At 54.5% G+C, this 23,773-nt stretch carries 16 protein-coding genes, 1 tRNA gene and 2 rRNA genes (1 of these 19 only partly in view); 4 read left to right on the top strand and 15 right to left on the bottom strand.

Going from position 1 to position 23,773, the window contains the following annotated elements; all coding sequences use genetic code 11:
• Nucleotides 1–19 precede the first annotated feature (19 nt).
• The 4 genes from ACOERD_RS23355 to ACOERD_RS23340 form a co-directional block, all read right to left on the bottom strand.
• Nucleotides 20–1,516 carry an aldehyde dehydrogenase family protein gene (locus ACOERD_RS23355; RefSeq protein WP_419740834.1) on the bottom strand — a complete coding sequence of 499 codons (1,497 nt, stop codon included), beginning with the start codon at nt 1,514–1,516 and terminating at the stop codon, nt 20–22.
• Nucleotides 1,517–1,534: 18 nt separating this feature from the next.
• A complete protein-coding gene (locus ACOERD_RS23350; protein ID WP_419740646.1) occupies nt 1,535–2,641 on the bottom strand; it encodes a saccharopine dehydrogenase family protein in 1,107 nt (368 codons plus the stop codon).
• Nucleotides 2,642–2,842: 201 nt separating this feature from the next.
• Nucleotides 2,843–3,532 (bottom strand): HupE/UreJ family protein, encoded by a 690-nt coding sequence (locus ACOERD_RS23345; RefSeq protein ID WP_419740645.1) that lies wholly within the window; start codon nt 3,530–3,532, stop codon nt 2,843–2,845.
• A gap of 296 nt (nt 3,533–3,828) precedes the next feature.
• Nucleotides 3,829–4,044, bottom strand: coding sequence for a hypothetical protein (locus ACOERD_RS23340; RefSeq protein ID WP_419740644.1), 216 nt, complete (start codon nt 4,042–4,044; stop codon nt 3,829–3,831).
• On the opposite strand from ACOERD_RS23340, the gene ACOERD_RS23335 reads away from it, so the two are divergent.
• Nucleotides 4,037–5,779, top strand: a complete 1,743-nt coding sequence (locus ACOERD_RS23335; RefSeq protein WP_419737624.1) for an IS1634 family transposase — start codon at nt 4,037–4,039, stop codon at nt 5,777–5,779. The genes ACOERD_RS23340 and ACOERD_RS23335 overlap by 8 nt on opposite strands.
• A gap of 130 nt (nt 5,780–5,909) precedes the next feature.
• On the opposite strand, the gene ACOERD_RS23330 is transcribed toward ACOERD_RS23335, so the two are convergent.
• The 3 genes from ACOERD_RS23330 to ACOERD_RS23320 form a co-directional block, all read right to left on the bottom strand.
• Nucleotides 5,910–6,740 (bottom strand): peptidyl-prolyl cis-trans isomerase, encoded by an 831-nt coding sequence (locus tag ACOERD_RS23330; RefSeq protein WP_419740643.1) that lies wholly within the window; start codon nt 6,738–6,740, stop codon nt 5,910–5,912.
• Between the two features lie 150 nt (nt 6,741–6,890).
• The gene (locus ACOERD_RS23325; RefSeq protein ID WP_419740642.1) at nt 6,891–7,634 is read right to left on the bottom strand and encodes a DUF3604 domain-containing protein; all 744 of its coding nucleotides are present in this window, start codon (nt 7,632–7,634) and stop codon (nt 6,891–6,893) included.
• A gap of 101 nt (nt 7,635–7,735) precedes the next feature.
• Nucleotides 7,736–8,917, bottom strand: a complete 1,182-nt coding sequence (locus ACOERD_RS23320) for an ISNCY family transposase (RefSeq protein WP_419737631.1) — start codon at nt 8,915–8,917, stop codon at nt 7,736–7,738.
• Between the two features lie 379 nt (nt 8,918–9,296).
• On the opposite strand from ACOERD_RS23320, the gene ACOERD_RS23315 reads away from it, so the two are divergent.
• Nucleotides 9,297–9,983 carry an IS1595 family transposase gene (locus ACOERD_RS23315; protein ID WP_419739902.1) on the top strand — a complete coding sequence of 229 codons (687 nt, stop codon included), beginning with the start codon at nt 9,297–9,299 and terminating at the stop codon, nt 9,981–9,983.
• A 122-nt stretch (nt 9,984–10,105) separates the two neighbouring features.
• Here the strand turns inward: ACOERD_RS23315 and ACOERD_RS23310 are convergent, their stop codons facing one another.
• From ACOERD_RS23310 to ACOERD_RS23300, 3 genes are all read right to left on the bottom strand, one after another.
• Nucleotides 10,106–11,287 (bottom strand): ISNCY family transposase, encoded by a 1,182-nt coding sequence (locus ACOERD_RS23310; RefSeq protein ID WP_419737631.1) that lies wholly within the window; start codon nt 11,285–11,287, stop codon nt 10,106–10,108.
• Between the two features lie 69 nt (nt 11,288–11,356).
• Nucleotides 11,357–12,598: a DUF3604 domain-containing protein gene (locus tag ACOERD_RS23305; protein WP_419740641.1), complete on the bottom strand. Its 1,242-nt coding sequence runs from the start codon at nt 12,596–12,598 to the stop codon at nt 11,357–11,359.
• A gap of 255 nt (nt 12,599–12,853) precedes the next feature.
• The gene (locus ACOERD_RS23300; protein WP_419740640.1) at nt 12,854–13,264 is read right to left on the bottom strand and encodes a hypothetical protein; all 411 of its coding nucleotides are present in this window, start codon (nt 13,262–13,264) and stop codon (nt 12,854–12,856) included.
• Nucleotides 13,265–13,363: 99 nt separating this feature from the next.
• Between ACOERD_RS23300 and istA the strand changes: the two genes are divergently transcribed.
• Nucleotides 13,364–14,872, top strand: coding sequence for an IS21 family transposase (gene istA / locus ACOERD_RS23295; protein WP_419737605.1), 1,509 nt, complete (start codon nt 13,364–13,366; stop codon nt 14,870–14,872).
• Nucleotides 14,859–15,590, top strand: coding sequence for an IS21-like element helper ATPase IstB (gene istB / locus ACOERD_RS23290; protein ID WP_419737606.1), 732 nt, complete (start codon nt 14,859–14,861; stop codon nt 15,588–15,590). The genes istA and istB overlap by 14 nt, the downstream gene beginning before the upstream one ends.
• Before the next feature lie 536 nt (nt 15,591–16,126).
• Here istB and ACOERD_RS23285 read toward each other — a convergent pair.
• The 5 genes from ACOERD_RS23285 to ACOERD_RS23265 all read right to left on the bottom strand — a co-directional run.
• A complete protein-coding gene (locus ACOERD_RS23285; RefSeq protein WP_419740639.1) occupies nt 16,127–17,044 on the bottom strand; it encodes a hypothetical protein in 918 nt (305 codons plus the stop codon).
• 137 nt (nt 17,045–17,181) lie between these two features.
• Nucleotides 17,182–20,289, bottom strand: coding sequence for an AAA family ATPase (locus ACOERD_RS23280; protein ID WP_419740638.1), 3,108 nt, complete (start codon nt 20,287–20,289; stop codon nt 17,182–17,184).
• Nucleotides 20,290–20,672: 383 nt separating this feature from the next.
• Nucleotides 20,673–20,749: transfer RNA gene (locus ACOERD_RS23275), tRNA-Met, on the bottom strand.
• A 49-nt stretch (nt 20,750–20,798) separates the two neighbouring features.
• Nucleotides 20,799–20,913: ribosomal RNA gene (gene rrf, locus ACOERD_RS23270) — 5S ribosomal RNA — on the bottom strand.
• A gap of 180 nt (nt 20,914–21,093) precedes the next feature.
• Nucleotides 21,094–23,773 (bottom strand): 23S ribosomal RNA (locus tag ACOERD_RS23265); it runs 184 nt beyond the window's last position.

The raw sequence follows: 23,773 nt of genomic DNA, 5'->3' as shown, positions 1-23,773 counted from the left end.
CCCGCCGCCGGACGAGCGTTCAGATGTCGAACTTTACACCCTGCGCCAGCGGCAGCTCTGCCGAATAGTTCACCGTGTTGGTCTGACGGCGCATATAGGTTTTCCAAGCGTCCGAGCCGCTTTCGCGCCCGCCGCCGGTTTCTTTTTCACCACCGAAAGCGCCACCGATCTCGGCGCCGGACGGGCCGATATTGACGTTGGCGATACCGCAATCCGATCCGGCGGCTGTCAGGAACTGCTCGGCCTCACGCATGTTCAGGGTGAAGACGCACGAAGACAGGCCCTGCGGCACACCGTTCTGAAGCTCGATGGCATCGTCGAAATCGTCATAGCCCATAACATAGAGGATCGGCGCGAAGGTTTCCGCTTTAACCGTTGCTGTCTGGCCGGGCATCTCAACAATGGCGGGCTCCATATAAACGCCACCCGGAACGCCGTCGGTGACGCGCTTTCCACCAAAGACCACGCCACCTTCGGCTTCAGCCGCCTTCAGCGCCGCTGTCATCGCCGCGCCCGACGCCTCGTCGACCAGTGGGCCGATCAAAGTGCCCTCGGCCATCGGATCACCAATGGGCAATCCGGCATAGGCTTTCTTCAGACGCGCGACCAGCTCATCCTTGATCGAGTTGTGGACGATCAGGCGACGCAGTGTCGTGCAGCGCTGACCCGCCGTTCCAACGGCCGAGAAGACAATCGCCCGCACCGCCATTTCCAGATCGGCCGACGGGCCGACAATCATCGCGTTGTTGCCGCCAAGCTCCAGAATGCACTTGCCGAACCGCGCCGCCACAATCGGTGCAACCGCACGGCCCATGCGCGTCGAGCCGGTGGCTGAGATGACTGGTACGTCTTCGCTGGCCACCAGGGCCTCACCCAGAGTAGCGCCGCCAATCAGCGTTTGCAGCAGATTGTCTGGCGCATCCCCGAAACGGGTCAAGGCACGTTCAAAGATCTTCTGGCAAGCCATCGCGGTCAGCGGTGTCTTTTCAGACGGTTTCCAGATCACCGGATCGCCGCAAACAAGCGCCAGCGCCGCGTTCCACGACCAGACCGCAACCGGGAAATTGAAGGCCGAGATCACGCCAACCGGACCTGCCGGATGCCACGTCTCCATCATCCGGTGGCCGGGACGCTCCGAGGCAATAGTCAGACCGTAAAGCTGCCGCGACAGGCCAACGGCAAAGTCGCAGATATCGATCATCTCTTGCACTTCGCCCAGCCCTTCCGAGGTGATCTTGCCCGCCTCCCAGCTGACCAAGGCGCCCAGATCATCCTTGGCGGCGCGCAATTCCTCACCCAGCAGGCGGATCAGTTCCCCCCGCCGTGGGGCGGGCACGGTGCGCCACGCTTTGAAGGCGGTTTTGGCGTTGGCCAGGATAGCCTCCATGTCAGAGGCCGGTGTTTCATGCACGTCGGCCAGGGTGCGCCCGTCGATCGGAGACCGTACCGCCAACGTACCACCTGTCAGCTCCGCCGCGGTCAGGTCGAGGTTTGCCAGAGTGGTTTCTGCAGTCATCACAACGTCTTTCATCTTTTACGCCGCCTTGTTCTGTGGGGTTACGTCGCCCGCCCGGTAGAGCCGGCCAAATTCGGTATTGAGGAAATCGGACAGCTTCACCTGCTCCTGCCGGACAAAGCCGGTCGAGGGCAGAACGCCCGTACGCATCAGATCAACCACACCCAGAACGCCTGCGGCTGTGGTGACCTGAATGGCGCTCCAGACCTGTCCATTGATCTTACGTGCGAAGCTTTTGTTGATCAGGGATTTTTCGCGCAGGGCACCATCGATCTTGCCCTTGGCAGTGCAATAGACAAGTACAACATCCTGATCAGTGCGCGGAAGGGCGGCCTCAAAAATCTCTTTCAGAAGATCACGGCGCTGCCCCAGCCCCAGATCGTTCAAAAGCAGTTTCAGGATGTCGCAATGACCCGGATATCGGATCGAGCGGTAGGACACCGCCCGCGCCTTGCCCTCAAGGGTTTCGGGCAGGGTGCCAAGGCCGCCTGAGGTGTTGAAGCACTCATACTCCACCCCGTCATGGCCCAGAACCTCATAGTCCTCCAACGGAGCGGTCTTCACCCGTTTGCTGTTCACGATGGCATCGCACGGGTTGCAGTATTCGTTGATCAGTCCATCGGTCGACCAGGTCAGGTTGTATTTCAACGCGTTGGTCGGAAAGAGAGGCAAGGCCCCGACCCGCATATGCAGGCTGTCAATCTCATCAAACTCGGCCGCCAAGGACGCCCCCGCGATGCCGACAAAGCCGGGTGCCAACCCGCATTGGGGCATGAATGCGGTCTTGCTGTCTTCTGCCAAATCACGCACGGCATTGGTTGCGGCCACATCTTCGGTCAGGTCAAAATAATGCGCCCCGGCCCGCTGAGCAGCTTTCGCGATATTCGGTGTCAAAAAGAACGGAGCCGCCGAGATCACCGCGTCAAACGTCTTCAACCCTTGCGCCAGGCCTTCAATATCCGAGGCATCAATCTGCTTGGTCGCCACGCCCAATTTAGCAATATCGCCCAAGGCCTTGAGATCATGATCCGCAACCGTGACGCTGTAGTTTGGCGACCCTTTCAACAGCGTGGCAATCATCTGCCCGATCTTTCCAGCCCCTACGATGCAAATATTCCAGCCCATAACGCGCCTCCTCAGTCTGGTTTTCAATCCAGAGTGGCGGAGAACATCGTCATTTCGCAGGGACTAAATTGACGATTTAACGGATGATTCCGTCATTTTACCGGTTGTTTTTTCTTTTTGACGAAACACGTTTTGGACGTAGGTCGCGAAGCTGTCATCAAAAGCAGAGACGCGTTCATTATCCGAAGGCAGGGCCTGGCGTCAAAATCCGGCCGTGCGCTCAATCAACCAATACATCGACACGGAACCAATGCCATAGGCAGCAACGATCGTGGCCTTTTGGCCCAGTGGCAACGCAACCTGCCGCCATACTGCAACCACAAGGGCCAAAGCCCCAATGAAACACAGCTGCCCGGCTTCAACGCCAAGGTTGAACGCCAGCAGGGCCGCAGGAATGTCGTTGGCAGGCAGACCAATATCTGCCAGAGCCCCGGCAAAGCCCAGCCCGTGCAAAAGCCCGAAGCCGAAGCAGACGATCCATGGTTTCTCCTTTGACAGTCGGAATCTGCCTTCGCCATCCTTTGCAATCTCCATCGCCAGAAAAACGATCGAGAGCGCAATGACGGCTTCGACCGGTGGCCCAGGAACGTTCAGAACGCCAAAGGTTGCAAGCGCCAAAGTGATCGAGTGCGCCAGGGTAAACGCGGTGACGGCCCCGAACAGCCGCCAGCGATCACGGACCAGAATGAACAGCGCAAGGACGAACAGAAGATGGTCCCAGCCTTCCAGGATATGCTCGAACCCCAAGACGGAATACGCGGCCAGTACGGACCATGTTGACTGTGCCACCGGTATGGTCTGGACGGCAGCATCCGGCGTGAAACGAAGGGTCAGCGGTTCTGACTGCAACGGATGCAGGCGCACCAGAACATCGTTGTTTTGGGTCTCCAAGCCCTCAATCGCGATGGGCTGACCGGCAATGTCCGCGCTGCATTCTGCAATCCACGACGAGACCCATGCCCTGTTCCCGGCCACCGGGTCTGGTCCACGGGCCGGGGCGCAGACGTCGGGCAAAACGGCGTCAATCGCCATTGGCCGGCCATTCACATCCGGTTTGCGCCAATGAACGCTCCAACTCTCTGATGCGATTTGGCGTATTTCCAGATATCCGGGATCAAGCGCATGCGCGGTTGCCCTGTCTGCCGTGAATGAAAACAGCAGCAAGACCAAAAAACAAAGTGCAGCCTTCATTCAGACAGCTCCGCAACATTCGGAACGATGATTTCATAGCCTTGGGCCAGTGTTTCATATTGCGCCTCCTGACTTCCGACCTTTTTGTTGATCTGACTGGGTTTTTGGTTTGTTTTCAGGTGTGGTTGCTCAGAGGCGCGTTGTAGTGCCCCATTATTATAAAAAGTATTGACATGGGCCTTCAGATGGCTAACCTCTTCGCCCATGTTCATCCGCACCAAACATGACGCAAAGCTCAACCGCACACGGATCCAGATCGTTGAATCCGTCCGCACCGGCTCCAAGGTACGCCAGAAGATCCTGCGCCATGTGGGTGTGGCCCATAACGACAGCGAGATTGAGGATATCAAGCGTCTGGCGGGCCGCTTGATGGAGCAATTACGCATTGATCGCTCGCCGCAAATGGAACTGTTCACGCCCACGGAATATGCCGATCTGCAGGCGCTGGTGCGCCGCGCTCCGCGGCCGGACAAGCTTGGCGTTGATCTTGCCGAGTGCCGTGAGGAGGCGCGGGTCTCTCTGGGTCTGCGGGATGTCATGGGGACGATGTATGACCAACTGGGTTGGGGGGCCCTTCTGGGGGCGGCGCGTAAAAGTGCCAATCGCATTGTGAAAGAGCTGGTTATGGCGCGGATCGCACAGCCCGAGAGCAAGCGCGCGACCGTGGAGGCGTTGGAGAACCAGGCAGGCATCACGCTCAATCTGGACGTGGTCTATCGGAGCATGGATTACATCAATACGCCGGTGATAGACGGGATTTGCAAAACCTCTCACGCGGCGGCAGAGAAGTTGCTGGGCGGGCCAGTGACCGTGCTGTTCTACGATTGCACGACCCTGGCCTTTGACACCGAGCGCGAGGACCCGGCCGAGGATGCGGACGGGGTCGAGCAGGATCATCTTCTGGCCAAGGGCTTCAGCAAGGATGGCAAGCATCACCGCGCTCAGGTCATGCTGGCGCTGATCGTCACCTCCGATGGGCTGCCTGTGGGCTATGAACTCTTCCCGGGAAACACCTGGGAAGGTCATACGCTGGAAGCTGCGCTGAAGGCGTTGGAGGGACGCTTCGACGTGGCCAGGGTCACGTTCGTGGCCGATGCCGCCATGCTCAGCAAGGACAACCAGCAGATGTTGCAGAACAAGGGTCTGCCCTACATCCTCGGCTATCGCATGAAGTCCGCCCCGGCCGCCGTGAAGGCGAACATTTTGAGCCCGGAGGGACGCCAGCCTTGGGCTGGACACGGTTCTGAAGAGGCAACCGAGAAGGGCTGGTACAAGGTGATCGACCAGGAGGGAGCGCGGGTCATTGTGACCTGGTCACCCACCCGGGCACGCAATGATGCCCACAAGCGCGACAAGGCAATCGAAAAGCTGCACAAGAAGCTCAAGCGCTCTCGCAAACCCGGCAGCTTCAGCAGCCGGGGATATGGCCGCTTCCTGGCCTTCCCCGACAGCGGGGACGTCACGCTGGATGATGCAAAGATCAAGGCAGCGGCACAATGGGACGGGCTGCATGCCATTGTTGTTCATGGTGCGGACGAACTGGAGGCACAGGACGTCATTGCCCGCTATCACCAGTTGTGGGAGATCGAAGCCTGCTTCCGCACCAACAAGCACGATCTGAAAATCCGGCCCATCTATCACTGGTCGCCGCGTCGGGTCCGGGCCCATATCGCCATCTGCTACATGGCCTTCTGCTGCCTGCAGCACCTGCGCAAGCATCTGGACCTGCTCGGACACCCGATGAGCCCGGCTCGTATCCGCAACGAGTTGAACGCATTGCAGCTCTCGATCCTGCGCCACAAAGGCACCCCTGACCGCTACGGCATGCCAAGCCATGCCACGGTCGATGCCAGACGCATCCTCACCTGCGTCGGCCTGACCTGGAACGAAGCCCCTTTCAAGATACCCCCCGGGCGCACCCGAAAAACTGGCCAGACCAAAGCCTGAGCTCCCTCAACACTCCGAAACAATCGCTGGCGAAAAAAGTCCGTGTAGTGCCTTTTGGCAACCAAGGCATAATAATATCAATGACTTATACGAAAAAATGTCGGAAGTCAGGAAAAACAAAGTGCAGCCTTCATTCAGACAGCTCCGCAACATTCGGAACGATGATTTCATAGCCTTGGGCCAGTGTTTCATATTGCGCCTGCGCCAAATCCTCGCTTGTCGCGCGCAGCCAGTCGCGCAAAACAACCTCGCGAATCTCTTCCAATGGCGGGTTCTGGCTGGGTTCAATCTCAAGGACCTTGACCAGATGAACACCGTAGCCGGACAGAACCGGACCGGCCCATTCCCCTTTCGCAAAGTGGGTCAAACCATCCGAGAACCCATTTCCGTAAACCGAGTCGACAACCCGTGTAGCTGACAGCGGCATCGAGGCGGGCAAAAGGGTCGATCTGCTGAGATCAGCCGGTTCTTGCTGCGCACGCAACGCGTCCAGGGCCTGTTCTACTTCGCCATCAGCGGGGTTTTCGCCCAGAAAGACTTGAGTGAAAGCAATCTTGTGAGGTGTCGCGTATTGATCCAGATTTTGCTGACGAAACGCCTCCAACACTTCGTCTTCCGGAACAACCGATGCGGCAATGGCTTCGGTCAGAAAGCCCATCTTTTGACTGAGTCGGGATCGGATGACTGTGTCACCACGATCAAGACCAAGCTTCTTCGCCTCTCGCACCAGAACCTCTTCCCGGATTGAGGCGTCGACCAAGGCTTGCAGCTCGGCTGTGTTGGGTGGGCGTTTCCAGCGGGCTTCGAACTGGTCAGATAGCAGCGTGACGTCCTGCTCTGTGATTTCTATCCGCTCAAGGTCTACGGCGGCTTCGGATTCCGGAGATATGATGTGGAACCAGATGAATATGGCCGCTCCGATCAGGAAGAAATGGAACAGCGGTTCTTTTAGCAAACGCATGAAGGCTCCTGCAGGAAATGCACTCAGGTTCTGACTGTCGATTTTGGAAGCGGTTTGCACACAAATCTAGGCCCGACCTGCGGTGAGGCACAAGAGAACCGCCGGAGTGATATTCCAGACTCCGGCGGTCGGCAGTGTTGTCAAGATAGTTCACTCGGACGGCGTGTACCAAATCGGCGAGGAATAGGCGCGCTCCTGATGTGTTAGGATCGCGTCTTCGGGCAATTCGGCCCCGAACCGCAGTTTGTCATACAGGATCCAGCGCGGGGTGGGGATTTCTATCGCCCGGACGTAGTAGAAGGCACGCTCATTCGGGTCGAAATCTGGATCGGACCAAACGGTGACCAGTTCCGCCGTGCCGATTGTATTGGTCCAGCTGGCGGTATCAACGTCGACCGTATTTCCAACCGCAGGGATCTTACCATTCCCGTCCGCTACGCGATCGTCCGACCACGCTGCATCATAGACTTTTTCCTGCATGGCGCCGTCGGCATCCAACCAACCTTTGACCACCTGCACGCGATCCAGATTGGCACCAACCGGGTCACGCAGCGCTGCGATCAGGAAGGAAGGAGCCCCATCCCCTTCGCGCGGACGCAGGTCCGACCCCATTGGGACACCTTTGGTATAGCCAACATCCGCGAGGAAGCGGGTCTCCACATCGGCGTCACTGAAATCCCATCCGCCAAAGAACCGTAGACCAATCCGGGGGCCGGTTGTGGCATATGTCTCGCGGCGCTTGAACGCGTCAAAAATCGCAGCGCGCGTGTTTTCGGTCGCCCAGACGGCTGTGTATCCAGACGCCACAAGCAGATCGCCGGGGATTTCGCCAAGATCATTGGCAATGAACGGATGCTGTCGAGAACATTCTGAATTGTCCGGTGTAGGTAACATGCCAATTGTCCGCTTCAGTTGATTGCGCGGTGGCCCAATTCGGAGGGAGCCGTAGGCGACCGTAGATTTGGGCCACCGCGTTCGCGCCACGTCGAAGCGGGTCACGCGACTTTGTGTTTGCTATCCTCCTGTGTGATGGGTGATCCGTCAGGCTGGTAGCGGCCAATGCATCTCGGGCCGTGGAAGATGACCAGTTGACCATCGGGGTATTCGTGGACCCTGACCTTCGCCTTGACGAAATGATGACGGTGCCTGTCTGCCGCGATCTGCATGACCAGGCCCTTGTAGCGCACCGTATTGTCGTTGCCGACGACGCGGTCTTCCTGCACACACAGGGTGTCGCGCACATTGCCTGTAAACGGCACGAAGGCCGAGGTCGTATCCTCCGGCTCCTTTGCAAACAGGGCATTGTGTTCGGGAAGATAGACCTCTTTCAGGAACTGATTGGCCTCTTCAATGGTTGTGATCCCATGGGACCGCAGTTCCTGCGGCAATCGGTTCTGGAACGTGCCAAACATGCGTTCAGACCGTCCACGGGCCTGCGGTGAATAGGCCGGGATCAGCTCAATGCCGAGTTGCTGCAAGGCGCGCCCGACCTGGGTCAGATTGTCCTTGTCCACTTTGCCGCCCGCTTCGGGCGTATGCCAGTAATGAGAGCCCCGATCGGCATAGAGCGAGCAAAACAGACCTTGCGCCTCGATCACCTCTGTCAGCCCCTGAAAACTGCTCATCGTCCCTTCTTCCTCGACAAAGAATGCCGAATAAACCCGGTTGGTGGCATCGTCCATGGTGACGATCAGATCCCACCACTGACCCGGAACCCATTCATGGCTGGAGCCGTCCTGATGCAACATCATGCCAACCATCGGACGGCGGGGCCGCTTGCGCCGATGGGCACCTCGTCGGGGTGCTGCCTGAACCCGGCCGTGGCGCTGCAGTGTAAGCCGCACCCAGTTGTAGCTCTGTGTGAAACCATGGTGGGCCACCAGCTTCTCGTGGAAATGCTTCGGCGTGTAATCCCAGTACTTGGTATCAAACAGTTCAAGCATCTCCATGACTTTATCCGTGGCAACACGATTGTTGGCCAGTTTGCCAAGCCGACGGTCGTACAGACCTTCTGCACCATCCGCCTCAAATCGATCCTCCCAACGCCTGACGGTGCGCACGGATACACCCAGTATCTCAGCCGCCTGTTCTTGCGTCAGCTTGTTCGCGCTTCGCCGCGAATACACATCTTCAAACTTCATCAGTCGAACTTCCTGTAACACTTCTGCTCGGTTCATAACGCCTCCTCTCAGAGACAGAATAGAACCGGACAGATCGCATGTTACATACACCGGACATATCGCGTGTTAGCGACAACATTTCCTGCATTGACTTGTCATGTTTTGAATTATGTGATGTCCTGATTGCCGTGAGGTAAGTTGGGTTCCACTCTAGGTAAATTGCAAGTCCGGCCACACCACCGGACTTCAAGATAAGCCGCAGGTCGTAGGCGAAAGATGGAGATCGTTGATCTGAGCACTCTGCCGGACTCGGAAACTCGGTACACCGAGTTTCTGAAGCAGGTGTGCGAAAAGGGAATTATATACTTAAGTAACATTTATGATTGACGGACTCCGACGCATTTGTTACATTTTAATAACATTCAGGAGTGTAAAAATGACAAAAGCACCGGGAAAATCAAACCGCAAGGGCCTGACCTTCCTACAGGTTGCTGCAATGTTCGGTAATGAAGAAAAGTCGCGTAAGTGGATTGAGGAACTACATTGGCCAGATGGTCCGTTTTGCCCGCATTGCGGTTCTTTCAACGTGCAGTCAGGCATCAGGCATCCAAGCATGACGCACAGGTGTCGTGAGTGCTCCAAAAAACCCATGTTTACGGTTCGGGTCGGCACGATCCTTGAGAATACCCGGCTACCATATCGCACATGGGCCATTGGTATTTACTTGTTCACAACTAACCTTAAGGGCGTATCTTCGATGAAGTTGCACCGTGAGCTTGGTGTTACGCAGAAGTCCGCGTGGTTCATGCTGCATCGTCTTCGGGCTGCAATGGAGGCAAACATGCCTTGGTTTAATGGCCCAGTCGAAGCAGATGAAACCTACATAGGCGGCAAGGAAGGCAACAAACACGCGAAGAAGAAACTCAAGGCTGGACGTGGCGCTGTTGGCAAGGCTGCTGTTGCTGGTATCAGGGATCGCGAAACGGGTCAGGTTGTTGCCAAAGTGGTAGAGAGCACAGACAAAGAGACCTTGCAGGGGTTTGTGAACGAGCATGCCGTCGAAGGAGCAACACTCTATACCGATGAGGCTAGTGCCTACAAGGGCATGTCGAGAACATTCTGAATTGTCCGGTGTAGGTAACATGCCAATTGTCCGCTTCAGTTGATTGCGCGGTGGCCCAATTCGGAGGGAGCCGTAGGCGACCGTAGATTTGGGCCACCGCGTTCGCGCCACGTCGAAGCGGGTCACGCGACTTTGTGTTTGCTATCCTCCTGTGTGATGGGTGATCCGTCAGGCTGGTAGCGGCCAATGCATCTCGGGCCGTGGAAGATGACCAGTTGACCATCGGGGTATTCGTGGACCCTGACCTTCGCCTTGACGAAATGATGACGGTGCCTGTCTGCCGCGATCTGCATGACCAGGCCCTTGTAGCGCACCGTATTGTCGTTGCCGACGACGCGGTCTTCCTGCACACACAGGGTGTCGCGCACATTGCCTGTAAACGGCACGAAGGCCGAGGTCGTATCCTCCGGCTCCTTTGCAAACAGGGCATTGTGTTCGGGAAGATAGACCTCTTTCAGGAACTGATTGGCCTCTTCAATGGTTGTGATCCCATGGGACCGCAGTTCCTGCGGCAATCGGTTCTGGAACGTGCCAAACATGCGTTCAGACCGTCCACGGGCCTGCGGTGAATAGGCCGGGATCAGCTCAATGCCGAGTTGCTGCAAGGCGCGCCCGACCTGGGTCAGATTGTCCTTGTCCACTTTGCCGCCCGCTTCGGGCGTATGCCAGTAATGAGAGCCCCGATCGGCATAGAGCGAGCAAAACAGACCTTGCGCCTCGATCACCTCTGTCAGCCCCTGAAAACTGCTCATCGTCCCTTCTTCCTCGACAAAGAATGCCGAATAAACCCGGTTGGTGGCATCGTCCATGGTGACGATCAGATCCCACCACTGACCCGGAACCCATTCATGGCTGGAGCCGTCCTGATGCAACATCATGCCAACCATCGGACGGCGGGGCCGCTTGCGCCGATGGGCACCTCGTCGGGGTGCTGCCTGAACCCGGCCGTGGCGCTGCAGTGTAAGCCGCACCCAGTTGTAGCTCTGTGTGAAACCATGGTGGGCCACCAGCTTCTCGTGGAAATGCTTCGGCGTGTAATCCCAGTACTTGGTATCAAACAGTTCAAGCATCTCCATGACCTTATCCGTGGCAACACGATTGTTGGCCAGTTTGCCAAGCCGACGGTCGTACAGACCTTCTGCACCATCCGCCTCAAATCGATCCTCCCAACGCCTGACGGTGCGCACGGATACACCCAGTATCTCAGCCGCCTGTTCTTGCGTCAGCTTGTTCGCGCTTCGCCGCGAATACACATCTTCAAACTTCATCAGTCGAACTTCCTGTAACACTTCTGCTCGGTTCATAACGCCTCCTCTCAGAGACAGAATAGAACCGGACAGATCGCATGTTACATACACCGGACATATCGCGTGTTAGCGACAGGCAATGAACGGATGCTTGATCCTTGAAGCCGAAGGCTCGACACTGACGGACTTGCCGAAGAAGTTGTCCTCCTCTGCAGTAGCCAAAGAGGTATGGCTGTCTGTGGCCCCTCCCATTCCGAACTTGTAGGGGTTCACGCCAAACTTTTCTTCCAGCATCAAACCGCGCTTCAGAGCTTCGCGGGCGTATTCTCCCGCCAGCATGTCATCGGTTTTCAACTCGGTGATATCAAGATTGCCTACGTCCCAGTTTTCGTAATCTGCAAATTCGTCATCGGGGCTGAGGAAGGGGTGCGCTTCGCCGTCACCCTTGATTTGCGTGACCTCATAGTGTGGCTCCCATTTCGCACGGGCTGCGACGTAGTCCTCGTCGACCTTGCCGCCGTGATAGGTATCTTCTGTCGGGAACATCCAACCATTCGACAGGTTGCCGTTGTGGGCAAAGGCCACAGCCCGGCCACCGGTTTTTTCCTGATATTCCTCCAACCACGCATAGAGCGACTTGGGGTCCGTATCGCCATAGGGCGGTTGCGTGACCGGGGGCACCATCTGAAGCGCCCGGATGGGGCCATCCCGCAGCATGACGTTCCGGTGCAGGTTGAACCCCTTCGGGACCGAGGTCCATTCGAACCCGATGAAGGCCGTGAACTCGCCGGGGTCATTGTGCCGCTCAGCGGCGAGAACAATATGTTCCCACGTAAACGCAAACGCGTCCGCGCCCGGGCTGTAGGATTCCAAAAGTACCTCGGGCAAAGTCATCTGCGAAAAATTGGTGATGATATCAAAGGCCGTTTTTCCAGCCTCTTCTCCTCCGGCCTTGTAGCCTTCGTACCATTCCAAGCCTTTGGGATCAGACAGAACGCCCGGCTTACCGGCCTGAAGGTCCGGGGCAAAGCCCATCAGGTCAGTATGGTCCGTCAGGACCATCCAATCTAACGGTCTTGACAGCCGGACCGGTTGACCTGTGGACGAGATGACTTGCTCTCCCTTGGCAAAGCGCCAGGCCTCATCGGGCAGCAATGTGTTGCCAAACGCACCGGCATCCAGCGATAGCCCCGTGTGAAGATGCGTATCCCCCCAAAGTGGACGTTCAGGGAAACTTCGGTTGGCGTAAGGTGAATACGGTTGGTCCTGGAACAAGCCTTCTGCGGCCTCTTCGCTTGGAACCGCGTCAGACAGTACGCTTGCTGGTGCCAACACAAGCGAAACCAAACAGACGGATAGCCGAAACATATTCACCTCCCTATACAAAAAATTAAGTCAGGTACCTTCGGGCACCCATGCGAACAACATATTAGAATTTACCTATATCATAGGTCTCTGCTTTCTTTGAAATTTTTTTGGAAAGCGTGCTTCAGTCTTAATTTGAACGTCCATCGCCGCCAGTTCGATCTGTATTGTCGCACTTTGCTCCGGCCCTTCGCCAAACTGTTCAAGCTTTCCTTGTTGTTCGAAACCCAAGCAACACAAACACCGTTCGAACGCAGCTTAGTCAGATGCCACACCGGTCCCCAAAGCCAGGTTGAGGGCAAACTGAGTGGCCGGATCTGTTTCAGCCCGGGCAAGCAAAGCCTCAAACTGCTGGTTTAACTGAGTACTCCCCCATTGCCGCGTAGCAATTGCAATCTGCAGGGCTAGGTCCGCGTCCAACTCCAAGGCTTCCGAGAATATCTGAATGATCTGAGGCTTGAATCTTACCTGCGATTCACCGGCCTCGGCTAAAGCGCGAATAAGTGGCTGTCTGTCGACCGACATCTTTTGTCTGTCTTGCAGCGCCAATCCGATTGCGTTGATAGCGGCTTCCTCGTCTGCTTCTATACCGGCAAGTGCCCACTCATAAGAATGTAGGTCGCCCGAGGAAAAACGATCTTCAACCCTTGGCTGTAGAAAAGCGTGCAATTTTGACCCCCTAAGCGGGGAAATCGGCGTCCAAATTTGACCCCTCCCTATGGTTGTAGACATCCTTTTCATTGAGCAGTCGATGGAGAGGCAAGCGGGATGATTTGCGTGGAAACTATTAGAAAAGTGCGTCGCTTACACCTGATCGAAAAAAAGAGCATCAAGGAAATTTGCCGTTCGCTCAATTTGAGCCGTGCAACGGTTCGAAAGATAATCCGATCGGGAGTGACGGAGTTCAAATATGAGCGCAAATCGCAGCCATACCCGGTGCTCGGGCCTTGGCGCGCGCGTCTGGATGAAACGCTTGAGGAGAACGAGGCGCTTCCGAAGAAACACCGCAAGCGGATGACCAAAATCTGGAAGGAACTCTCCGATGATGGTTTTGGCGGCGGGTATGACAGTGTTCGACGCTACACAAAGAATTGGCGCATTGCGCACGGCCGACAACAGGCGCAGGCGTTCATCCCGCTGATCTTTGATCCTGGGGAGGCGTACCAGTTCGACTGGAGTGTGGAGACGGTTTTGATGGACGGTGCACTCACGACCGTGAAGGTTGCCCATTTCAAACTTTGCCATAGCCGCATGCCATTCTCCATTGCCTATCCGCGCGAGACGCAGGAGATGGTCTTTGATGCCCACGACGAGGCCTTCAAATTCTTTGGTGGAGGCTGCATCAACGGGATCTACGATAACATGACGACCGCCGTCGATGCGATCCTGTCGGGCAAGGAAAGAAAGTTCAACAAGGCATTCTCCCGGATGTGTTCTCATCATCTGGTGAACCCGATCGCCTGTACGCGCGCGGCCGGTTGGGAGAAGGGTCAGGTTGAGAATCTGGTCAAGGAGAGCCGCGCCTATAGTTTTACACCGCGTCTGGAGGTGGCCGACTTCGATGAATTGAATGCCCGGCTGCAAAAAGACGCGATCAAACGCGCAAAAGAACTGCGGCATCCGGAAAACCTGGAGGTGACGGTCTGGGAGGAGTTCCAGCAGGAAAAGCCGCTGCTGACGCATCTGCAGAAGCCCTTCGTCGGGTTCCGTGAAAAGACGGTCGCCGTGAGCCGAACCTGCCTGATCAACTTCGAAAGAAACAAATACAGCGTTGAGGCAAGAGCTGTTGGACGTCAGGTCCAGTTGCAGGTCTACGCCACGCGGATTGTCCTGCGCCAAGACGGTGAGATTGTCGGAGAGCACGAACGGTGCTTCGGCCGAGGAAAAACGATCTTCAACCCTTGGCACTATGTGCCCGTCCTCAAGCGCAAGCCTGGCGCTCTGCGCAATGGAGCACCGTTCCGTGACTGGGACCTACCACCGGCAATGACGCAGATCTGGACCCATCTGCGGGGCACATCCGACGGAGACCGGCAACTTGCCGATATTCTTTTCGCTGCTTACCAGCACGACATTGATGTGGTCGAGGCTGCCTGCGAAGAAGCTCTAAAATCTGGCCTGCGCAAGGCCGATGCGATCCTGAACATTGTCTCTCGGCGCACCAATCCCCCGCCGCCAAAGGCGATTGAGCCGCCTGCCCACCTGCAGCTGAAAATGGCACCGATCGCGGATTGCGCTCGCTATGACAGGCTTGGAGGCTCCCATGCAACTGCGTAAGGAAATTCTCGAACTTGCCCGTCAACTGAAGTTGCCAGGCATCGTCAACTGCTTTGACGAAGTGATGCAGGCCGCAGCCAAAAACAACTGGCGGCCCCAACAGGTCGTGGCCGAACTCCTCACGGCCGAACTGGCCGAAAAGACTGCGCGCTCGATCCGGTATCAGATGGGTGCCGCAAAGTTCCCGGTCTGCAAGTCCTTACCTGAGTTCGACTTCACGGTCAGCCCCGTCAACGAGGAAGTCGTGCGCAATCTTCATGACGGCGATTTTATGGACCAGGCCAGGAATGGCGTGCTGGTCGGTGGAACCGGATCGGGCAAAACGCATCTCGCAACAGCGATCGGGGGCCACGCGGTCAATAACCGCCGGCGGGTCAGGTTCTTCAGCGCTGTGGATCTCGCGAACAAGCTGGAGGCTGAACATCGCGAAGGCAACGCCGGGCGGCTCAGCGAGCAGCTGATCCGCGTCGACCTCGTGATTATAGACGAACTCGGTTATCTGCCGTTCGCAGAGTCTGGTGGACGATTACTCTTCCATCTCATCAGCAAACTGTACGAGCGAACGTCTATTCTGCTAACAACCAACCTCGCATTTGCTGAATGGCCGAGTGTGTTCACAGATGCCAAAATGACCACTGCTCTCCTGGATCGACTGACACACCATTGCGATATCATCGAAACCGGGAACGAAAGCTGGCGAATTAACCACCGCGACTAACCTCGAAATCGGGGAATAAATTCAAAACAGACAGCAGGTCAAACCTTCAGTCGAGCTACGCTCTCTTTTCGGTTTGACCTGCTGTCCACCCCCTCCTGAATCAACCTAAACACGACCCCCTCAACGCCCCTCTTAGCTCCAAGGGGGGTCAAATTTGGACGCCGATGGGGGGTCATTATTCAATGCCGATTGACACTCCAACGTCGACGCATCGGACATATTAGTCTTTTGCAGACGTAGCTATTGCTGACGCAAAAAGCCGCTTCGCTCGCAGCGAGGGGTCTGAGGCGGTTCAGCTTATTCGCCGTAGCAGCACTTCGCCCTGACGAGTTTAGGTGATAGGCAAACTGAGTTTTCGCTACCGACGGGACTGATAATTGGAGAACGCAACAAAGCAAAAGCTTTCCAAAGATGCGCCAAGATCAGCGACGCTTTGAATTTCAGACACGCCGCCTCGGGTGGTCTCGGTGTTCATAACCCACCACTTTGTAGGCCCGCGCATCGATGCCAAGTTGCGTTCCGAGTTCCATCAGCCTCTAGTGTGTCGCGTCTAATTTCGGAGGCTTGCCACCACAAGCTCCGCCTGCGCAAAACACAAGATCACCAGGCTTGGAAATCATTACAGGCTGGTCGGCAACTGGTGCAACGTTAAAAAATATGTCGATGCACGAGTTGGGAGACTTCTTATAGAGAATATTTGTTCTCGGTTGCCGAACGCCCGATACGTAATAAGAAACCAGCTCAATACCAACACCACTGGCTTTGAGGTTGAACGGGTAAATCTTTCCAGAATTCGGAGGAAACTCAACATCAGTTTGCTCGATAAGTGCTTCATCACCGACGTTAAACACCCACCGCCTGTCAACAATAATTGGGTAGCTGTTTTCCGGTGCGTTCGCAACAACGCACAACAACACCTTAATTGAGCTGACATCGAACTGACCCCTTCCGAAATTGCTTCCATCTGGCAATGGCCCAACATTGAAATGAAGGTCCATCTCACTTCGGATCAGACGCGGTCGATCCGAAGCAAGAACGCCTCCGTTCGCAACGCAATCGGCGCCACCCTGCACAAACGCAATCACTTGCTCTGCCGCCACGGCATGCATGCCACCATCCTGGTATGCATCGACCAATGCACCCAAATCACTCCCAATCAGTTCATTGTCTTTGGCGTCCACTAAGATCTGAGCAAAATCATCGCTACGGTAATCTAATTTACCGTCCACCACGTCCTGAGCGAGGGCGGCAATATCCAGCGGTTGACGTTCCCTGTCCACTTCAATGGTAAACGAGCTGAGGCTTTGTTCTTTGTCCAATCCTTCAATTATCGCAAATACGTTACGCGAGACCATCGTTTCGCCCGAACTTTCCTGTGATGAGACCGCCGTGGCAAAAGTGCCAAACACGAATGCGGAAACACCCAGAAATTTCGAAATTTGACTAATCGGCATCTTTCTCACTCCTAATTAAATCATAGAAAATCAACTGTCAGAGAACTCTATATGTGTAACACAAACGATATGATTCTCATATGGAATCGGGCACGAGAAGTATTTCAGGAAACTTCTATTACTTAATACTCGAGATGCTAATGCCCATCTTTCTCTTGCTGACTTTGATCCAACGAACCCGCTATAATGGAACGACGTTGCCGGTTTTTTATTTTAGTTTCAACTTGATCTATCAAAGTACACTGGTACCGGATCGATTGCGCGAGCGGGTCTGAGCGGATGGCTTCAAGTGTGCTAAATCCAGATTCGAAATCATCTGCCACACAAAAGGCATCGGCTAGCAGCGTTCGCGCGTAAAGTGTCATTTGAGTCGATCCAGTAGCAAGATAGTTGTCTATTCCAACTTTTATTTGGTCAGCCCCAACGACTGGATATCCAGAACGTGCTTTAGCCCAGCCATTCAAGATCTCGCACCACGCTCGCCAGTATTGAAATTCGCGTTCTTCACTAATTTTCATTCCAATTTCGCTGAGATGGCGGGTTGCCTCGACATTACCAGCAAATTGATGCGCCGCAGCCATCACCCCCAAGGCATAGCATTTGGAGAACTCGTGCGGTTCTTTTTCGACTAACGCCATCGTTTTTGCTAGGGTCAAACATTCACCTGTTTGAACGGCTACAGCCCAAACACGCATCGCCGTATCTACAGACCGAATATCAGCAGCATAGTATTCTAGTATACTATCTGAGACGATGCTGTTTCTTAATTCTAATGCAACATCAAAAAAACCTAGCGCCTTGTCAAAATCACCCAACATGAAATGGGACATTCCTGTGCTATGAGCCCAGATTGCCTTGAGGGTCAAATCGTCCGTCAGTTCTGCTATGCGCTCCATATCCTTACACAGCTTTAAAGCGCTGGTTGTATCACCCAGCATCAACAACGAGCCATATTGGACCACTAGTGCAAGAAACCTGTCGCGCAAACTGGCGTCCGTTTCGTTGAGCAATTGATTTAGCCGGTCACGATTGCTGCGAACCTCTTTGGAGCCAAATGCATGAGTGTTCAATGCAACGTTAAGACGTCGGCGTAGAGCAAGCTCCTGCGAATCTCGATCAATAGCGTCGTCAATCTTGGTATTTTCCGAAATCGCTTCATTCAAATTGCATATAACTTCAGCAGTCGCAGATTGTTGCGCAGCGCGTTCGGCTGCTTCTTTCCATGTATGGCGTGCCAAATCTGGTGTTCCAGACAGCGAGTAATGTCGAGCTAATTGTTCAGGTGTTTTGCTCGCAATTTCCGGGTACTGTTGTGCAATAACGTCGGCAATAGTTCTATGCAAAGCACGTGCACGGCTAGGCAATAGAAGTTCGTACGCAGCATCCTGAATCAGAGCATGTCGGAAGATGTAATAAATGCCTTCACCTTCTGCATGTCTAACAAGTACCTTTGCATTTGTCAGTTGATCAAGACGCGCCTTGACCACTTGTTCCGAAAGGCTGGAAACTGCAGCAAGCATTTCTGGAAAAATCGTCCGACCTATCGCAGCACAAACAGAAACAAAGTCTCGGGGAACAACTAAGTTATCAATCAGCGCGGTCAAAAGATCCTTGAGAGTTGATGGCAAAGAGAGAGCTTCGTTCTGAGCTTGGTCTGAGTTCGTTGTCGTCAACCTATGCTCAACCATGCGCACCATTTCTTCCAAAAAAAGAGGTACACCGCCCGTCTTGGCAATGATTCGAGCTTGGAGTTCCGAAGAAATGCTGAATGACCCCGCCAGACTTCCTAGCATTTGCCTGGATTGGCCATCCCCAAGTCGAGCCAACGTGATTGAAGTGACATTTGCATGGCCAGCCCAAAGAGGTTCGTAATCAGGACGGTAAGTGCATAGTATCAGGACCGGGGCGCTTTTGAGATGCTCAATCATAAAGCCAATAAGCTCCTCAGAAGACGGATCAACCCAATGCAAATCTTCAAACAACAACACAAGTGGTTTTTTATCTGCTAGCCTTTGTATGGCCGCCACGAAGACTTCCAAAAACTGTTCTTTCAATTGTTCCGGTGGTGTAGAGGGTTGTTCTGGCAATGTTGGTAGCGAGATCGAGAGGAAATGCGCAACGACCGGAAGCGCCGCTTTTTGATCATCGGTCCACTTGGACAGCAGGTGTTGCAGCTTAACAAGGCTTTGAGCCTCTGTGTCTTTTCTCGCAATTCCTGCGGCTTGGGCGATCGCCTGAGTCACGGGAAAAAAGACGCTTCCAGAGTGATTTGGCAGACACTGAAAGTTCAGTCTTAGCCTGTCATTTGTTGAAACCGTTTCATTGAATGCCTCAACAATCCTTGACTTCCCGATTCCCGCTTCGCCGCAAATCGAGACCACTTTGGTGCCTTCCACACGCACATCGTTCCAACACTTTTTGAGTTGAAGGAGCTCAGATCTGCGCCCAACCATCTGCGCGAGACTGCCACGCTGCCTAGCCACAAAGCGTAATTCTGCCTCGTTTACACCATGCACCCGCCAAATACCGATTGGTTCGGAGAAGCCTTTGAATTCATAGGACCCAAGTGGTTTACAATCGAAATTTCGACCAAGCAGATCTTTGGTCTCGCTGCTTACTGCAACTGTACCTGGTTCAGCTACAGCCTGGATACGCGCGGCTAGGTTTGGGACATCACTTAACGCAAGCCCATGTCCACCACGAGCCTCAACTACGACATTGCCGGTTGCGATACCTATTCGCGCCTGCATCGGTTCTCGGCCTTGAAACTCGGGTTTAGCCAATTTCCGGCAGATTTCAATTCCAGCAAGTACAGCTCTCTCCGCGTCGTCCTCTTCTGCCTTGGGATAACCAAAGTAGGCGACGACACCGTCGCCTTGAAACTGAGCCAAATGGCCATAATGAGTATCTATCGCTTGTGAACAAAGTGATTGGTAGTCGTTTAGAAGATCTCTATATGACTCGATATCAAGCTCCTCAGAAAGTTGAGTAGAACCAACAAGATCAGAAAACATCAACGTAAGATGGCGAAGTTCGGGAGCCTTGGTTGCCATTGTTTCCGGGTGCGTCATCTGCGAGATAGCGGCTAGCATTCGCCTACGCGGCCCAATCGGAAGGCCGATCTCAATCAGATCGTTCTTCGTTAGAATAGGAAGATCAGATACGCGAACATCTTGCTTTTTGAAAGCCTCTGCGTAGTGACCAAGGCTGTGTAATTCCAACCATTTATCGAGTTCGTCGGGCATATCGTGCCTCTCAAACCCCGCTATCAATTGGTGAGGGCGGGAAATAACCTAAAAAAGAAGGGGTTTTTGAAAGCTATACTCTAGTCCGCTAACCCCGGTCGTAGCACCCTCACTGGATTAACAATTTTCCTGCCACTTGATGGGCAAAACATTCTTTCAGTTTACAGCAACAATGTAACTTCCCAAAACACTTTTGGGAGCACCCCAGAACGAACAAAGCCGCCCTGGGGCGGCTTGTTCGACACTTTGTTCGACCCAAGTGGATTTGGGAGAGGATTTGAACCTGTGACCTTCAGGTTATGAGCCTGACGAGGTGAGGACGTTAAGCAATTGATCTGTTGGATCAATTGTAGTCTGGACGGGCTGTTTGGATTTTCTGACGCTGGTTGCGGGAGCAGGATTTGAACCTGCGACCTTCAGGTTATGAGCCTGACGAGCTACCGGGCTGCTCCATCCCGCGTCAGAGTCAGATTTGTTTCATCGTTAGAGAGACTGTGGGCTTTTGCTAGGTTTGGCGGTGACCTACTCTCCCGGGGCTTAAGCCCAAGTACCATTGGCGCGGCAGTGCTTAACTTCCGGGTTCGGGATGGGACCGGGTGTTTCACTTGCGCTATGACCACCAAACCGAGGAAAAGCCCATGTTGACTTTCTTGCTGTGCAAGAAAGCGACGAGGTGGCAGTTAGCGTATGTGCGTTGCCACTCGGTTGTGTTTTCAATCAACATCGCGGCTTGGCGCTGCGAGGCTATCCTTAGTCAAGGTCGGTGTATGCTTCTGGTTTTGATTTGTCTTTCTGTTACTGGATCAAATCAAGCCTATCGGGCGATTAGTACCGGTCAACTGAACGCATTACTGCGCTTACATCTCCGGCCTATTGACGTGGTGGTCTTCCACGGCCCTCAGGGAGACCTTGTTTTGAGGGGGGCTTCCCGCTTAGATGCCTTCAGCGGTTATCCTGTCCGATCATAGCTACCCAGCACTGCCGTTGGCACGACAACTGGTCCACCAGTGGATCGTTCACCCCGGTCCTCTCGTACTAGGGGCAACTCCTCTCAAGTCTCCTACACCCACGGCAGATAGGGACCGAACTGTCTCACGACGTTCTAAACCCAGCTCACGTACCTCTTTAAACGGCGAACAGCCGTACCCTTGGGACCTGCTCCAGCCCCAGGATGAGATGAGCCGACATCGAGGTGCCAAACACTGCCGTCGATATGGACTCTTGGGCGGTATCAGCCTGTTATCCCCGGCGTACCTTTTATCCGTTGAGCGATGGCCCTTCCACTCGGGACCACCGGATCACTATGGCCGTCTTTCGACTCTGCTCGACTTGTCAGTCTCGCAGTCAGGCTGGCTTCTGCCATTGCACTCAACGAGCGATTTCCGACCGCTCTGAGCCAACCTTCGCGCGCCTCCGTTACGCTTTAGGAGGCGACCGCCCCAGTCAAACTACCCGCCACGCAGGGTCCCGGATCCGGATAACGGACCGCGGTTAGACATCAAGAGTGCGAAGGGTGGTATCTCAAGGGAGGCTCCACGGATACTTGCGTTTCCGCTTCAAAGCCTACCACCTATCCTGCACATCACAATCCTGATGCCAGTGCGAAGCTGTAGTAAAGGTGCACGGGGTCTTTCCGTCTAACCGCGGGAAGCCTGCATCTTGACAGGCAATTCAATTTCGCTGAGTCGATGTTGGAGACAGCGGAGAAGTCGTTACGCCATTCGTGCAGGTCGGAACTTACCCGACAAGGAATTTCGCTACCTTAGGACCGTTATAGTTACGGCCGCCGTTTACCTGGGCTTCAATTCAAGGCTCTCACCTCTCCTTTTAACCTTCAGGCACCGGGCAGGCGTCAGACCCTATACGTCGTCTTGCGACTTCGCAGAGCCCTGTGTTTTTAATAAACAGTCGCCACCCCCTGGTTTGTGCCCCCAGCCCCTAGTTGCCTAGGAACCGGGCCTCCTTCTCGCGAACTTACGGAGGTATTTTGCCGAGTTCCTTCAACATCGTTCTCTCAAGCGCCTTGGTATGCTCTACCAGTCCACCTGTGTCGGTTTAGGGTACGGTCTGATGGAGGGCTATTTCCAGGAACCACTCAGCAGCCCAATCAATCCGATAAGATTGAACTACACCTGTGATCCGTCACATCCTCCTGGCCTAGGAATATTAACCTAGTTCCCATCGCCTACGCCTTTCGGCCTCGGCTTAGGGGCCGGCTTACCCTGCTCAGATTAGCTTTAAGCAGGAACCCTTGGACTTTCGGCGAGAGTGTCTCTCACACTCTTTGTCGCTACTCATGTCATCATTCTCACTAGTGATCTCTCCACCGGATGGCTCACGCCCCGGCTTCATCGAAAGAACTCAATCCGTCATTACATCCAACTGCTTACACAGCACAGATGCAAATACGGATGAGTTCTATGTCACACTACGCTCTGCTACCGATGCTTACGCATCCCTAGACTTCGGCTCATGGCTTGAGCCCCGTTACATCTTCGCCGCAGGACAACTTATTTAGACCAGTGAGCTGTTACGCTATCTTTAAAGGATGGCTGCTTCTAAGCCAACCTCCTGGTTGTTTTGGTCGTCCCACCTGCTTTCCCACTTAGCCATGAATTGGGGGCCTTAGTCGTAGGTCAGGGTTGTTTCCCTCTCCACTACGGACGTTAGCATCCGCAGTGTGTCTGCCATCTAGTACTCCCGGGTATTCGGAGTTTGGTTAGGATCAGTAAGCCTGTGGGGCCCCATTACCCATCCAGTGCTCTACCCCCCGGGGTATTCGGATGACGCTCTACCTAAATAGATTTCGCAGAGAACCAGCTATCTCCGAGTTTGATTGGCCTTTCACCCCTAGGCACAGCTCATCCCGATCCTTTTCAACGGATGTGGGTTCGGTCCTCCAGTAAGTGTTACCTTACCTTCAACCTGGCCATGCCTAGATCACTCGGTTTCGGGTCTGATCCCACGAACTCATGCGCCCTATTAAGACTCGCTTTCGCTACGCCTACACCTAACGGCTTAAGCTTGCTCGTAAGACCAAGTCGATGACCCATTATACAAAAGGTACGCCGTCAGATCTCGAGGATCCTCCGACTGATTGTAGGCGTTCGGTTTCAGGTACTGTTTCACTCCCCTCGTCGGGGTGCTTTTCACCTTTCCCTCACGGTACTGGTTCGCTATCGGTCAGCAAGGAGTACTTAGCCTTCGAAGGTGGTCCTCCGATCTTCAGACAGAATTTCACGTGTTCCGCCCTACTTAATACGTCCATCAAAGCTTCCTATACGGGGCTGTCACCCGCTATGGCCACGCTTCCCAACGTGTTCTAGTCACTTATCTGGCTCGGCTGGTCCCCGTTCGCTCGCCGCTACTAGGGGAGTATCAATTGATTTCCTTTCCTCCGGGTACTTAGATGTTTCAGTTCCCCGGGTTTGCTCTTAAAACCCTATGTATTCAGGTCTTAAGTACCTGTTTAAACCCCATATTG

The sequence above is a fragment of the Ruegeria sp. genome (genome assembly GCF_965199275.1).
Classification (GTDB): domain Bacteria; phylum Pseudomonadota; class Alphaproteobacteria; order Rhodobacterales; family Rhodobacteraceae; genus Ruegeria.
The sequence above is the reverse complement of the archived record's forward strand: the minus strand, read 5'-3'. Positions and strand labels throughout refer to the sequence as shown.